The organism is Bradyrhizobium sp. USDA 4502, assembly GCF_054063355.1.
On the sequence record NZ_JBSSGF010000001.1, the window covers coordinates 460,295 to 475,107 of the forward strand.

Annotated in this window: 9 protein-coding genes; 6 read left to right on the forward strand and 3 right to left on the reverse strand. The window is 58.2% G+C overall.

Annotation, left to right across the window (positions count from 1 at the left end):
• Positions 1–511: 511 nt before the first annotated feature.
• From ACVW1B_RS02185 to ACVW1B_RS02195, 3 genes are all read left to right on the forward strand, one after another.
• Complete coding sequence (locus ACVW1B_RS02185) at positions 512–2,374, forward strand: alpha,alpha-trehalose-phosphate synthase (UDP-forming) (protein ID WP_253603500.1); 1,863 nt, start codon at positions 512–514, stop codon at positions 2,372–2,374.
• Between the two features lie 607 nt (positions 2,375–2,981).
• The gene (locus tag ACVW1B_RS02190; RefSeq protein ID WP_253603498.1) at positions 2,982–5,147 is read left to right on the forward strand and encodes a prolyl oligopeptidase family serine peptidase; all 2,166 of its coding nucleotides are present in this window, start codon (positions 2,982–2,984) and stop codon (positions 5,145–5,147) included.
• Positions 5,148–5,590: 443 nt separating this feature from the next.
• A complete protein-coding gene (locus ACVW1B_RS02195) occupies positions 5,591–6,559 on the forward strand; it encodes a LysR family transcriptional regulator (RefSeq protein WP_253603496.1) in 969 nt (322 codons plus the stop codon).
• 15 nt (positions 6,560–6,574) lie between these two features.
• On the opposite strand, the gene ACVW1B_RS02200 is transcribed toward ACVW1B_RS02195, so the two are convergent.
• From ACVW1B_RS02200 to ACVW1B_RS02210, 3 genes are all read right to left on the reverse strand, one after another.
• Positions 6,575–6,940 carry a DUF3088 domain-containing protein gene (locus tag ACVW1B_RS02200; protein ID WP_253603494.1) on the reverse strand — a complete coding sequence of 122 codons (366 nt, stop codon included), beginning with the start codon at positions 6,938–6,940 and terminating at the stop codon, positions 6,575–6,577.
• Between the two features lie 16 nt (positions 6,941–6,956).
• Positions 6,957–8,135: an MFS transporter gene (locus ACVW1B_RS02205; RefSeq protein ID WP_253603491.1), complete on the reverse strand. Its 1,179-nt coding sequence runs from the start codon at positions 8,133–8,135 to the stop codon at positions 6,957–6,959.
• Between the two features lie 365 nt (positions 8,136–8,500).
• A complete protein-coding gene (locus ACVW1B_RS02210) occupies positions 8,501–10,738 on the reverse strand; it encodes a tetratricopeptide repeat protein (RefSeq protein ID WP_253603489.1) in 2,238 nt (745 codons plus the stop codon).
• 987 nt (positions 10,739–11,725) lie between these two features.
• Between ACVW1B_RS02210 and ACVW1B_RS02215 the strand changes: the two genes are divergently transcribed.
• The 3 genes from ACVW1B_RS02215 (at position 11,726) to ACVW1B_RS02225 (ending at position 14,783) form a co-directional block, all read left to right on the forward strand.
• Positions 11,726–13,354: an acyltransferase family protein gene (locus ACVW1B_RS02215; protein ID WP_253603487.1), complete on the forward strand. Its 1,629-nt coding sequence runs from the start codon at positions 11,726–11,728 to the stop codon at positions 13,352–13,354.
• Positions 13,355–13,589: 235 nt separating this feature from the next.
• Positions 13,590–13,796 (forward strand): cold-shock protein, encoded by a 207-nt coding sequence (locus ACVW1B_RS02220; RefSeq protein ID WP_057016816.1) that lies wholly within the window; start codon positions 13,590–13,592, stop codon positions 13,794–13,796.
• Between the two features lie 570 nt (positions 13,797–14,366).
• Positions 14,367–14,783, forward strand: a complete 417-nt coding sequence (locus ACVW1B_RS02225) for a hypothetical protein (RefSeq protein WP_141713236.1) — start codon at positions 14,367–14,369, stop codon at positions 14,781–14,783.
• Positions 14,784–14,813 lie beyond the last annotated feature (30 nt).

A 14,813-nucleotide genomic window follows, 5' to 3' on the forward strand; every position in this document is an offset into this window, starting at 1 on the left:
CGTCATTCCAGAGGAATGCTGCCAGCAATACGTGTTTTCAGCCGTAAGTGCGACGTGCGCACATTATCCATCAGGTTGATCCCGAAGGGTTCCCTCGAAAGGCGTGGCCCAGACGCTATAGCGCCGGTCGATGATGGCGTTTCTTGCATATATCTACCCCACATATGAGCCGATGCGCGGCTGGCGCCACTCAAGCGATGATGCCCACGATCTGGAGGGCGACGTCGCTGCAGCGCCCCAGTCTTCCATTGCGTCGAGGCCATGTCCTCGGCGGCCTATGACGGCAACGCCCCGTGTGCCTCATCAACGCGATCAAGCCAACGTCTTCCTTCATGTCCGACGTGCCGACGCCTCATCCGCGGAAATCGCGCCGCAGTGAACCAATGCGGCCATTTGGCTGGGCGACTGGTCAGCTTCCCGAAAGCTCGACCTGCCAACCTGGCGAAGTAGAGATATCTCGGAGCGATCTGCGAACTGCATCAAGGAAAATATCGTCAAAAGGAGTTACAATATGGTTCGAATCCATGACACCCTCGACGCGGCAACATCGGGTCCCGGCACTACATCACAGGCCATTCAGCAAGAAGAGCCCATAGACCAGGCGACCTTTGACCTGCACCTGGACAAGATGCCGCTGGAGCAACAGGCCGCAGGAAGTCCCTCCGATCCTAGTATCTCGGATGAGATGGAGGATCGCTTCGATGCCGTCAATGAGCAACCTGATTTGAAGCTTGTGGTCATTTCGAACCGCGTTGCACCGTTCGACCCCAATAAACCTCAGACCGGCGGGCTTGCCGCGGCGCTCGAGCCGGTCGTCCAACGCTCCGGCGCGGTCTGGATTGGGTCATCCGAAAACCGCGGCGACGGGACCGAGCACCCCCTGCCACTTGTGAAGACCGGTGCAGGCGAGGTGGCCAGGCTCGATCTGCCGGCCAAGGATTATCCTGGCTACTATCGCGGCTTTTCCAATTCGACGTTGTGGCCGGCATTACACTCGCTGCCGGACCGGATGTCGGGCTCGGACGAGGATTATGAAAGCTATCGAAACATCAACGACTTTATTGCGCGTGCGGCCTTCGACGTCCGAGATCGCGACGCATTCTGGGTGCATGATTATCATTTGCTTCCGCTTGGGGCCGCCCTGCATGACCTTGGCATCGAGCGGCCGACCGGCTTTTTCCTCCATACGCCGTGGCCGGCGCCCGACATGATCGAGCGCGTGCCCAATCATCGCGAACTTATGAAGTCGATGCTGAAATACGATCTGCTCGGCTTTCAGACGAACCGGGACCTGAACAATTTTGCGGCCGGCCTTAGAACCCATTTCGGCCTGGAGAGCAAGGATGGCGTCGTGACCACGGAGCGCGGCCAGACGCGACTGCAAAAGTTTCCAATCGGCATCGATCCCAAGCAGTTCGCGGAGTATCTTGCGGCAGATCTTTCTCCGGCGGAGCAAGAAAAAGTCTCGTCACTCTTGCAAAACTTCGAGGGCGCCAAGTTCGCGATCGGCGTAGACCGGCTCGACTACACCAAGGGTATCGACAAACGGGTCGAAGGTTTCAATCAGCTTCTAAGGACCGAGCCGCACAGCATCTCGCTGTTGCAGATCGCGCCGTCCTCACGCGCCGACGTCGAAGAGTACCAGAAATATAAGGGGGATGTGGAGAGGGCAATCAATCACGTCAATAACGAGCATGGCACAGACGACTGGAGGCCGATCCTCTACACGAATGACTCGTTCAGCCAAGCTGCACTCGCGCGTCTTTACCGCGCTGCCAAGGTTGGTGTGGTGACACCGTTGCGCGACGGCATGAACCTGGTGGCGAAAGAATATGTTGCCGCACAAGATCCGCAGGATCCCGGCGTGCTGGTTCTATCCAAGTTTGCCGGTGCGGCGGAAGATTTTAACGAGAACGAGGCGCTGTTGGTGGATCCGAACCACCCTGAAGAGATCGCAGCCGCTATTTCGAAGGCCGCAAACATGCCGCTTGAGGAGCGCGTCACGCGCTGGCGGTCGATGATGGACAAAATCAAATCTTTTACCATTCACGACTGGTCGGCGGACAATGTTCGAGAGCTCGACAAAAGCCGGGTCACCATTCCGGCTGATCAGTTCCACCGTCTCGGTCTCGGCTGGACCAACGAGGCTCAAATGCCGCTGTTCCGAAGGCATGCCGAGGCGCTGGCCGCCTATAACGAGATCGACCCCGCGGAGGCCGCCTTGAAGGAGGCGGCCTTTGAAGACGAGAAGAAGGCCTATGAGGCGTTGGAGGCCCCACTGATACATACCCAGGACAGACTCTGGGATCTACCGGCGAACACAGCTCCGATTAGTGTTCGTCCCGAACAAGAGCCTGGCGCCGGGGAATATTGACCGGGCGAGCGGACAGCACGGCGGATGACCGCCTCTGTAGCAGGACAGAGGCACAATATAGACCTGGCGTCTGAGACGGTTCTTGCGAGCCGCGTAGCCGCCCGCAAGATGAGCGGAACGTCTCGGCAGACGATGCGCAGTCAGAAATTGGAGATTGCCATGCACACCGCCCTTTGCTTGATCGCGATCTGGCTGCTGATCAACGTGCTGTTCTTTGTCGCAATGACCCCCGTCGACAAATCTGTCCGCCGACCAGCCCGGAAGAACAAACCTCATATTTGGAGGTAAGCGTTACGACTGCGGGCGGGAACGTCGCGGAGTGTTCCGTTGCAGGCTGGTGAGATCCGATAATCCTGCTGCTGCCTGACCGCTCAGGACCGACAATGCCGACAATGCGCTGTCTGCTTTTAACCAATGTCGGCAAGCGGACATGGTCGTGCAGCCCTGGCGGCTGAAACTTGCGGCTCTTGAGGCGGCACGCAGCTTGCAATCGATGGTCCACGAGGCGGTAGCGCGAGCCGAGCCATGTCATGCGTTGCGTACTTTCCACATCTCCTGCTTGACGCGCCGAGCCAGTGTGGCCCTCGACCTCAGCTGGAGCAAGTCCATGAACACGCTAGTCCTCTCCGCAGCGCTGCTTTCGATTGCCTGCTTCACCTCCGCCGCGCTTTCACAGGAGCGAACGCCTATGGCAGCGTCTGATGATCCATTCCTCTGGCTCGAGGAGATCGAAGGGGCAGACGCATTGGCTTGGGCCCACGCCGAGAACGAGAAGACACTCGGCGTGCTCCAATCAGATCCCCGTTATCAACGTTTCTACGAGCAGGCGCTCACCATCTTGCAGGAAAAGGATCGAATTCCATACGTTTCCCTGGGACGTCGCGGGGCGGAGAATTTCTGGAAAGATGAGGACCATGTGCGCGGCATCTGGCGGCGCACTACGCTTGAGAGCTATCGTCGCCAAAACCCACAGTGGGAAACCATCCTTGACGTGGACGCCTTGGCGGTTGCCGAGAACAAGAACTGGATCTTTCAAGGCGCCAGCTGCCTTCCGCCTGACGAGCGCCTCTGCCTGATCAGCCTTTCCGACGGCGGCAAGGATGCCGCATCCATGCGCGAGTTCGACCGCGAGACAAAGAGCTTCGTTGCGGACGGCTTTTATCTTCCAGAGGGCAAGCAGAACGTCAGCTGGGTCGATCGTGACACCCTGCTTGTTGCACGGGACTGGGGCGAGGGCTCTTTGACGCAGGCCGGCTACCCCTTTGTGGTGAAGGAAGTTAAGCGGGGACAGCCGCTCAGCGAGGCGCGCGAGATCTTTCGGGGCGCGCCCACCGATGTTTCGGCGGGGCCCTTGGTACTCCGTGACAGCGAAGGTCATGTCCATGCGACCGGAGCCATCCGCGCGATCGGGTTTTTCGAGCATGAGTACGTGCTCTTCCGCCCCGATGGGTCCGTCAAGCTCAATCTGCCGAAGAAAGCAGAGATCGCAGGCCTCGTGAGCAATCGCCTGCTTGTGAAACTTGAAGAGGCCTGGACGCCGTCCGGTGATGTCAGCTTCAGTGCCGGCTCGCTGATTTCGTATGACCTGAACGAATGGAAACAGGATCCGCTGCGCGCCAAAGCCTCGCTTGTCTTCCAGCCTGGGCCGCGCCAGGCCCTGAGCGGGCTAAGCTTTACAAAGAACCTGTTGATCCTGACGATCCTGGATAACGTTCAAAGCAGAGCGTTCGTTTACAAGTACGATCAAGGAGCCTGGTCGGCGACGCCGATTCAGCTGCCGGAACATACCAATGTCAGCGTGACAGCCGCTTCCGACGAGGCGGACCACGCCATGTTCGCCGTCTCAAGCTATCTCAGGCCAACGTCGGTCTGGTATTTTGATGCCAAAACTCAAAGGCTTGAGGAATTAAAGACGACCCCCACCGCTTTTGATGCGTCCAACCATGTCGTAGAGCAGTTCGAGGCGACTTCGCGTGACGGCACGTCAATTCCCTATTCTCTGGTGCGACCGAAGAACGCAAGGTTTGACGGCGCCACTCCGACACTTCTTTATGGCTATGGCGGGTTCCAGGCTTCGCTTTTGCCCTCCTATCTCGGACCTGTGGGACGGCTCTGGCTGGAGCAGGGCAATGCCTATGTCGTTGCTAATCTGCGTGGGGGCGGCGAGTTTGGCCCGCAATGGCATCAAGCAGCCCAAGGGGCAACGAAGCAGACGACGTGGGATGATTTCATCGCCGTTGCCGAGGACCTGATCCGCCGCAAGATCACAAGCCCGTGGCGGCTCGGAGTGATAGGCGGCAGCCAGGGCGGGCTGCTCGTCGGCGCCGCAATTACCCAACGTCCCGAGCTCTTCAACGCGGCGATCATCCAGGTGCCGCTGTTTGACATGCTTCGATATACCAAATTGGGCGCAGGCGCCTCCTGGATCGGCGAGTACGGCGATCCCGCTTTTCCCGAGCAGCGCGCGTCGATCGAGGCCTACTCACCCTATCAGAAGCTGGTACCGGGCAAGACCTACCCCGCTCCTTTGATTCTCACCTCCACCAAGGACGATCGCGTGCATCCCGCGCACGGCCGCAAGGCCGCAGCAAAGCTCGCCGCGCTGGGCCAACTCTACTTCTACTACGAGAACATCGATGGGGGACACAGCGCCGCGGCCAATTTCATCGAAGTTGCGCGTCGACTGGCCCTTGAATACACCTATGCGTCGAGGCGGCTTTGTTCTGAGAAACCGACTGAATTCATCAAGCTGGAATGGGACGCAATACACTGAACAGCCAATCGACGGGCAAGACGCTACGGACTTAAGGGGCAACCGAAGCAGTTCCCACATCGCCATGGGTCTTTCGATCTGCCTCAACTTTTGGCTCGTCGTGCAATATGGCCGGCCAGGCGCCTCGCCGGCGAGTGTTGCTGAGGCAGACTGGCTCATGAATCGCGATTTCCAAACTTCAAGCTTCGTTCCAGCTTCTGGACAAATTGTGCCGCAATCAACGATGTATCCGAAATGGATATCTAAGCGAGCTGTACCTCGGGACGCAGATCCGACCGGGCAGGGAGCGGGGTCCGTCGAGTTCTCCGCATAGGCCGATACCGAGAGAGGTCTCAGTCATGCGCGGCCCCGGCAGTCAGTGATCGCGGTTGTCGTGCTGGAGGAAATCGGAGCACACAGCAAGGCTGCGCGACGGCTATCGAAGCTAGAGGCGGGAAAGAAAGATGCGCAAGTTACCGATCCTGAAAAGCCTTCATCTGTTTGAGGCGGTCAGCGAGTTTCCAAGCTTCTCAAGGGCGGCCGAGCGGCTCAACATGACGACCGGCGCGGTAAGCTATCAGATGCGCCTTCTTGAGGATTGGTTCGGCAGGAGACTATTCGTTCGCCACAGTTCGGGCGTGCGGCTGACATCCGACGGCGAACAGCTCAAGCGCAGCTGTGCGAGTGCGTTCACAATGCTCGAGAAAGGATGCTACGAGCTACGGCGCCATGCAGGACGTTCCGTGGTGATCGGGGGCTCAACCACGTTTTTGTCGCACGGTTTGTTGCCCCGTATCGGTCGGTTCCTCCAACTCTATCAGGACGTTGACCTTCTCTTTGAAACCGAAGTTGATCTTGACGCGCTCGCTGTTGGCGCGTTGGACGTATTGTTTCTCAGCGGCCGGCTGAAGTGGCCGCTTCCTATCCGCGAGGTGCACGCTTCAAATGAGATGATTGGCCCAGTCTGCGCGCCTGCCACGCTCGAGGCGATCAAGAACCCGAAAGATATTCGCTCTATCTCGCTGTTGCACGAGGCCGACAGGCTGGACGCCTGGAGCGAATGGGCCAGCGCAGGTGCAATATGCTTGCAGGGATCTCGCAAGGTCTTGTTCAATTCATTTTCCTTGGCGATGGAGGCGGCAAAAAGTGGACTGGGAGCCGCGATATCCTCGCAAATCCTGGTCAGAAGCAACCTTGAGAAAGGAGAGCTTGTCGCTCCATTTGGCTTCGTGCCGGTCAATCGCTCAATCTACATGTTCGTCAATGGGCACGCGCGAAATAACGCGGCTGTCAAACAGTTTGAGCGCTGGGCGCTGTCAGAAATAATGAGCCGGGACGATCAGCCATCGCCCTTCGAAGTCCCAACTCGGCAGATTGAGCAAGCCGCTTACTCGAAGCATCCCGATAGGCCCGTACTGGCATCAAGTCGTTGACGGCCATCATGGGGCCTACAAAGTGCGGACTGTTCCAGGGTAAGGCGCCGGAAATCCGTGGCGCGCGGCCAGAAGATGAAGGATTGCAAATGGTTCGTCGACATAGGCGCGGCCGTTCGCGACCTTCGCATTCTCTGGTAAAGAGCTTCCCTGCTCCAAAATGAGAACTGGCGCGGACTGATGATCCTGCCCAAGCCTCTCGATGAGCGCGGCTCGTGGCCTCGCCCAGCAAATCCGACGAACGTCGAGCCTCGCAGCGCAGCCTGGAAATGCGGACAGCAACCCGTCCAGCAGCAAGCAGTGCCAGCAATAGAATTGCTGTCCTGGCAGGGTCGGATCTGAAAACGGGCGCTCTAAAAGGAACAGCTGATCCCATGGCATGATGTAGACCCCTGATCTAGCGATCGCCAGGACTTGAAGTTTGAGAGTCCCTCGATCTGACCACGGCGAAGGTCGCAACCGCAAATGCTAGAAATGCGCTCCCCGCGCATAGGAGGACGACCATGGCGAAGGAAAGACGATCACCCAAAAGCGACAAAGCAATGCCATTTCCCGCAACGCCGCTATAGGTACAACATTGAAATAGCCCTGAAAGGCGACCGGCCCGGTCGGGAGCCACTGAAGACACCATGTGCGCGTGAGCGGCGGCCGCAAATATTTGGCCAAACCCAAGCATCGCGCTGCTGGACACGATTGTCATAGGCAGACCTGCGTCGAGTGACATCATTGCAAGGCACGCCGCAAGCAGCACTGCGGCCCCAGCGATGGTTGGCAAGGCGCCCAACAGCTCGAAGATCGGCTTGACGGCTAGCGCGCCCAGCAAGGCAAAAACGCCGTTCGTCATGACGATCGTCAGTAGCACGGTTTTATCGAGGACCCCGTCAGCTGTGGCACGTATCGCGGGATAGACATTGATGATGCCGGCGCCGAGATTGAGCAGAAAGACAGCAAGGAATGCGGGATAAAGTGGTGCCAAGTCCAGAATGGTGCCCGAAGGCCGCGCCTCAAGGACTGTCGGTGTCCTTCCGAGCTGCTGCTTGATGCCAAGGAGCACGATCAAGGACAGGATGATCGCCGATATGTTGAACGCCAAAACGCCGGGCAAGTGCAATTGATCGGACAGCATGGCACCTGCAAACATCCCCAAGAGGTACGTCAGCCAGTCGATATTGGCGATATTGCGCAGCACCGAGATCATGCCGTCTTCCGACGTAATACGACGGAAGAAGGAAACCTCTGCAGATAAGTAGACGGGCTGAACCAGGCTCAGGACGGCCATCGCGGCATAGCTCAGAAATGAATCGGCTTCGCCGGTGCCGAAGATGGCGAGCAGCGCGCATACGCGAACCGCATTGACGATCATCATGGCTGAGATCGGATCGCCTCTGTCGACCAGCGGCGACAGGAAGAGGCTCCCGAGCATGATAGGCGCAAAAGTGACCGCAATGCCTATACCCGCGGCGCTCATGCCGGATTGCAGAAGGCCGATCAGGATGCCGATTCGGAACGCCCAGCCGCCAATCTGGATGATCAAATGCGAGAGATAGACGAACTGCCGTGTGCTCGCCCCACTCATCGTTGACCCAGCTGATCGGGCGTCGTCGAGTGGATATCCCTTGACGCAAAGCCAAAGATGAATGGCATTGGTCTAGTTCGGCGACATCGGTGCGATGAGACCACAAGGGGACGACGAACCCTCTCGCAATAGGGCGGCTTGGCAAAAGACATCTCACCCACCTATCAACCTCCTCGCGGAGTTCGGTCATCGCCAGAAGATGCCGGCCGACGCGTTCCCCTTGCCGGTGAGCCTGACCTTCAGCGCTTGCCGCAACAACATTCGCTAGACCCCCGCCGAATCTTTGAGGTGCAGCACCCATGTCCTTAGCGATCCTGTCACGCGCCGCTCGGCTTTGACGGCAAGGAATGCCATGAGCCGCAAGCTCATGACTGGGCGGAAGACGCAGAAGCTTGGTCCCGCCGCGAAGCCAGGTCAGCCTGCAGATTTGTGCGGATGTGCTCACGAGTGAGGAGGTAGTCTGGGTCTCCCCCAATCTCGACAGCGACGGTGGCGTGGTTCAGCGATATATCTGGCCGGCCCTCGTTGAAGTACTCGATGGCGAGATTGTTGTGCGTGAGCGCATGTCGAGGGTTGAGTTCGAGGGCTCGAAGATAATGCGCGATGCTAACGCTCGCCCTACCGAGCTCGGAATAGGCAAGGCCGATATTGCTTTGTAAGTCGGCGTTTTTGGAATTGATCTCGGCTGCCGAAAGATAGGACTCCAGAGCAGCGTTCGGCCTATCTTGCCGCAGTAGGATGTTGCCCTTCTCGAAGTGAGCTCGCCATTCATTCGGCTTGATGACGAGTGTTCTGTCGAGATCGGCCAGGGCGCCCGCGGCATCTCCCATTCTGTTGCGAAGTGCGGCCCTGTTCAGATGAGCTTCGTAATAGGGTGGGCAAAGCTCGATGGCACGTGCATATGCCTCGAGAGCCTCAGCGTCCCTTCCGGCTACTTTCGAAAGCAGGTTCCCCAGGTCATTGTGATACTCCCCATAATAGGGATCGTAGGCGATGGCTTCACGCAACTGCTTCTCAGCCCGAGGAAGGTCGTTGATGAGTTCATAGACCTGACTGGTGTTGTAGATAAGAATGGATTGGTGAAGCTTGAAGCGCTTGTCGCCATACGCCTTAAGTATCTTGCCAAGGCCTTCGGCGCAAAGAGCGAGGGCTTCGTCGTACTTCTGCTGTTTGGCCTTGATGTAAGCGTAGGCGTTCTCTGCAAACACCTTGATGTAGTCGTACTTGTCGTGCCCCCGGAAATCCCGCTCGATGGTTTCCAGATTCCGTAACGCGTACTCTTCGGCCAGCGTGAGGTTGACCGGCTGCTGATAACGTCCATAGGTCATTGATTGGGCATAGAGAACCGTTGGCGTGTATCGGCTCTTCGGGAAGGTTTTATAGAACTCGTCCAAATAGGGAACCGACACCCGCCCGCAGCCGAGCGAATACAGCACAAAAGCCGCATTGATGAAGGCGGCGTTCACCGGAGCATCTCCCGAGCCGTAGGTGCGAAGCGCGGGATCGGCGAAAATTGCCCCGAAGTAGCCAAACCAGAGATCATACAGGCCGATGCTTTGGACAATCTGACTTGGTTCTGCAAGCAGTTCCAGACGCTTGTACTTGTCCCGTATCGATAGCGCATGAAGCATGACGAGCGGCGCCTCGCCCGCTAGATAGCGGTCTAGGCACGCGTGGTGCAGCTGCTCGTGCAGATAATCTGCGGTCGCTTGCTCGAAAGTTTCATAGTTTCGTTGCGCGATCAGATCAGGCGTCGTGCAGTTGGACTCGATGTACGATTTGAGAAGACTGTGCCGTTCCCCGGTATTGAGGCTGGCCAGGTAGAGGTCCATCGTCGCGATCGGGTCGAGATAGCCGACCAGCGGCAATCCGGCAGCTGCGCATTTGCTCAATGCCGCCGCAATCAGCGGATTGCCGCCACTTGCCTCGTAGATCTGCCGCTGTTTCTCCGCAGCGAGATCCTGATCCAGGAGCGGCCCGAGTTCCTGCGAGCTATATCTGCCGAAATGAACTTCGCTGGCCTCCGGAAAATAGAGGCGTTGTTCGTAGTCGATCAGGACAAACCGAAACAGCCGCGCATTGTCGTCCAGCCTGACGAGTAGTTTGATCAGATTCTTAGCCGAGCCGGACAGGGCCGCCGCCCGGTCGATGACGATGATGTGACGTTCGTGGAGCTGTTGGGCGCACTTGATCAGGAATTCGGCTAGTCCGACCAGGAGCTTGTTTTGATATTCATGATGATAAAACCGGGTACGCTCCTCCTTGTTCGAAGTATTGGTGAGATCCTTCGGCACGGTAAAGGCGTCGCTGTTGAGAAGAGGGAATAGCCGCTTCAAGGATTGTTGTGCCGCCTCAACCAGTTTTGGCTTATTCTCTTTGGCCCACCTCAGTTCGGCGTCGATGAGCGCTTGCAGCCCGGCAAGATAGCCGCCGGTCCGCCAGTCGCCGTCAGTAATAGAGAAGTTAGAATTGGAGCTCGCGAGTGCCGATTTGATCGTCGGCACCGGAGCCATGCCCGGTTCTACCTTCAAAATCGTAATCGGACTGAGCTCGACAGATGATGATATGGCTGGAAGCACGCGCTGCTGGATCAAATCGACCATTGTACTCTCCCGAACTGTCACAAAGGAGGGTGGTCGAAAGGACCACCCTCCAATGCCGCTATGCTCTGATCAGGTAGACGCATTCAAGGCATCATCGCACCAGCCTAGAGCGTACCCGTGTACGGAGTGGTGGTACGGATGGTGGTCTTGATCTCAGCGATCTTCTTTCTCATCACGTGTTCCTTTCCTTCTTTGGCACGCCAGACCCAAGCGAAAGCGCGGCCAGTCGTGCAGGGAAAGAATAGTGAATTGCTGCACCAATCCGCAGTGAGATTCCTTGTCAGCCGCTGTCAAAAAGATTGAACGCCCGGCTCGGATCGGCTGGGCTTGCCGACGCAAAGTTGCGCCCTTGTTTTCGAGATGCGTCCAGGTATCGCGATATCACGCGGCAGCCTTGGCGAGCTGGTGGCGCGATGTAAATGATCCTCGCCGCAAGGAATAACGAGGATGGAAACCTTGTGCGCTCCTGCACAGGACCTCCTAGCGGCTGTTGATGATAGCCTTCGCGCTCTCTCCCAAAGGACGTGACCTGGCGCATCGACCCGTTGTGAGGCTGCCAGTCACGAATGACAGCGCGTTGCTTTTGAACTCGAGTTTCATCGGGTACCTTGCGCCCGCCTTCTTGGCAGAGGGAGCAGATTGGCTTGCCACGCCCATTCAGGAAGCATTCCGGTGAGACAATGGCGCGGTTCAGACATGGCAGTCATTGGTCAGGGCCGTAGCTTGGGCCGGAGCCGGTCGGAATAGCGGCCTTTGATCCGAGCAGCCCTACCAGAATGCAGAGTTTCAGCGCTAGCCGGAGTCTCACTAAGCTGCACGAGCGCTCTGATAACCGATTTGAGCTTCCGAAGGAGTTTGGCTGATCGCATGGCACGCTCGCGCGATGCGATCAGTCGTTCTTGCCTTTAGCGTTCTCTCCAGCTGCCTGCCGTTGGTGCCATCGATCGCCAGGATTTGTACCCACCTCGCAAATGACGAGCGACATCGATGGTTAAGCAGATACCCGCGCTGACCGGTATCCGGTTTGTCGCGGCAGCAGCGGTGGCATTGTCTCACGGCGGCAGTCTGTTCCTGCAGGGACCCAGTCTCGGACTTGACATCAGCGTCGGGACACTCGGCCTGCTCGGTATGTCCATCTTCTTCACGCTGAGTGGTTTTGTCATTCAATATAACTATGGCAGCTCGATTGTGAGCAGCCCGCGGAAAGCGATCCCGGACTTTCTCGTGGCGCGCATAGCGCGAATCTATCCTCTGTTCGTTGTTCTGTTTCTGATCGAATTGCTGACCGGACCGATGGTCTGGCCATGGCTTCTCGGAACCAAGGCGTCGGCCGAAGGATTCTCTACGCACCTTGTACCGTTTCAACTCGGGATGGTTCAAAGCTGGTTTTTCGCAAATGTCGCCGGTGTCGCCCCCGTTTGGCAGTACGAAGAGGTCGGCATCGTCTCCTGGTCAGTGAGCACCGAATGGTTCTTCTATCTCGTTTTTCCGCTCGTTTGTCCTCTCCTTGCGCGGATCAGAACTGTGCCCGCCGTGGTTTTGTGCGCCATTGGAGCCGTCGCAATCGAGCTTGGCATCGACCTTGCCGTGCTCATGCTGCAGGGCCGCATCAACCTGTTTGCGCTTCATGCCTATGGAACGGAGGCGGCTCTGCCGAACTGGAAGAACACGCTCATCCTCTGGATCGTCTACTTTTCGCCGTTTTGCAGGGTGTGGGAGTTCATTCTTGGCTGTTGCTTGGCAAGGCTCCATGAAGTGTGGTCGGCGCAGGATTTCAGGCCGTCTCGCGCTCTGCTCGACATCGCGGCAGTTGTTGGCGTCTGTGCGATTGGTTGGGTGTTCTGGTTTACCGCCCACAAGCCGCCATTTGGCGCTTCCATGAGCCTGTTCGATATTGCACGCAACAATATCGCCCTGGCGGCCCCGGTTGCGCTCATCCTTGTCGCGGCGGCTCAGCCCAGCAGCACTGCAGGACTTCTGTTGTCAGCAAGGTGGCTTGTCTTTCTGGGGGAGGCCAGCTTTGCCCTCTATCTTATACACATCATCATCTTCCGGCGTTTTCCGGTGGTGCGTTGGGAAACCGCGAGCCAACTGCTTGGCCACCTCGGTGCGCTCGCTCTTGCTTTCGCCCTGGCGACGTGCGCCGCGATCCTGCTGCATTTCGGCTTTGAGGTACCGGCCCGCAGGCGAATTCGCGGTGCCTATCAGGCAGCCTCGGCGGAACAGCGCAGGCTCCTGGTGCGATTGGGAACCGTCGGCTTTGCCGCACTTGTCGGTGGGGCCGCCGCGTATGCACTGCGGGATGCGACCGGGAATGCCATCACGCAATCTGGTATTTCTGTTGTCTCCGGCACGTATGGCGGCAATTGCCGCTGGATGTCAGCGCGCGGCAACACCACGGATGCGCTTGCAGAAGCCTGTAATGGCAAGAGCGAGTGTACGTTTCGTACAGAGGCGACACGGATTGCTGATCCTGCGCCGGGCTGCGTAAGGGAATTTTCCGTCGCCTGGTTCTGCAAGGGAGATCGCAGCATTCGCTCCAGCTCGGCTCCGGAAGCGCATCCTACTTCGTCGGCTCTGCAACTATCATGTAACAAGGTGGCGCGCGATGATTAAGCCGCGGGCTGAACGCCCATCCGGTTCCCGCTTCCCTGAAGCGAGGTTCTGCGACGTCAGGGTCTTGCAGTCGGCCGCCGTACAAAAGAGGTGTGTGTGCGTGTCGGCACTTTGGTCATCGGGCAAAAGGCTGAGGGCGTGACGTCCGCAGCGGACGAGCGTCTTTTTGCCGCCCATCTTGATGGCCGCGAGACTCTTCGCTAGATCACGAACGTTCACTGATGGAGATGCCGCCGTGGCAATGGGTATTGTGAAGTGGTTCAATTCCAACAAAGGGTATGGCTTTATTCGGCCGGAGGACGGAAGTGCCGATGTCTTCGTGCACATCAGTGCCGTGGAAAAGGCCGGTTACACCACCCTCGAAGAGGGGGCTCGGGTCAGTTACGAGCTCAAGGCCGGGCGCTCGGGCAAGGCGTCAGCTGAGGATCTTCGGGTTGGCTGATTGACGTGCGCCTCCGGGCTGCCTTCTGCAACCTGTGATCTTGCCCCTGTCCGGCGATGCCTGGTGTCTGGTGCGCCGGGCGGTCCTTTACGACCGTCGCTTCCAACTGAGGCTTTGCCGCAAGCCCGTGGCAGGTTCAATCAAGGCACTGCTCGCCGGTGCCAAGCAGTTCCGGATTCTGCTCGCCTTGGTGCAGAGTGGACCTGACACAATATCCTCGGTGCCATGAATGGTCCGAACCGTACACTCCTGCCCAGCGGGCCAGGAGGTGTACGCCGCGCATGTCTCACAGCAACTTACTGCACCCGCCGACGCAAAGCTTGTGCTGTCGATTCTGAAGGAGCTCACCGAGGGGAATTTGTCCGTTATGGACGATACGAGCCTGCGGCGCTGACATCTTTGCCCGCGCGAGGACCGCTCGCGCATGAGCCGGCGAGCGATTTCAGGACGCCGGCGCGCTGGGTTAGCCAATATAGTTGAGGTTAACGGCGCCATGCTGTTGACGATGCGCCCCAAGCCTTGATCCATTGTAGGGGAACTGCACCACACAGCCCATCGGAGACACGGCAAGTGTCGTTCCAGCTGACCGTCCTGAAAGTGCTGGCCGGTCAGCCCACCGGGCGGGCCTCTGTTGCCGAAGTCCGACGCGCCGTGGAGATCTTGATGAACAGCGGCCGCGACTGGACCGATCGCATGAAGCGGTTGGCCGAACATGCGCCGGATCTGAATATCTTTTCGGCGAGGTTTGTCGTTCGTGACGCTCTCGGCTGGGAAATCACGCAGGAGGGCCGGCAATTCCTGTCTGCGCTCGAAAAGGCCGTCGCCGATCAAAGAGAGCTGCTTCGATCGACCATCGATCCCTCATTCAGCGAAGTCGTTGCGCAAGCGGTCACGGATGCAACAAATTCACTTATTGCTCCCCGCAGTCGCCATCCGAGCTCGCGGCGACGCCGCAGGAAAGGTCGATCTAGTCGACGGACAGCATGAAGCAGGGTTGCCTTAAATGGGACCCGCACC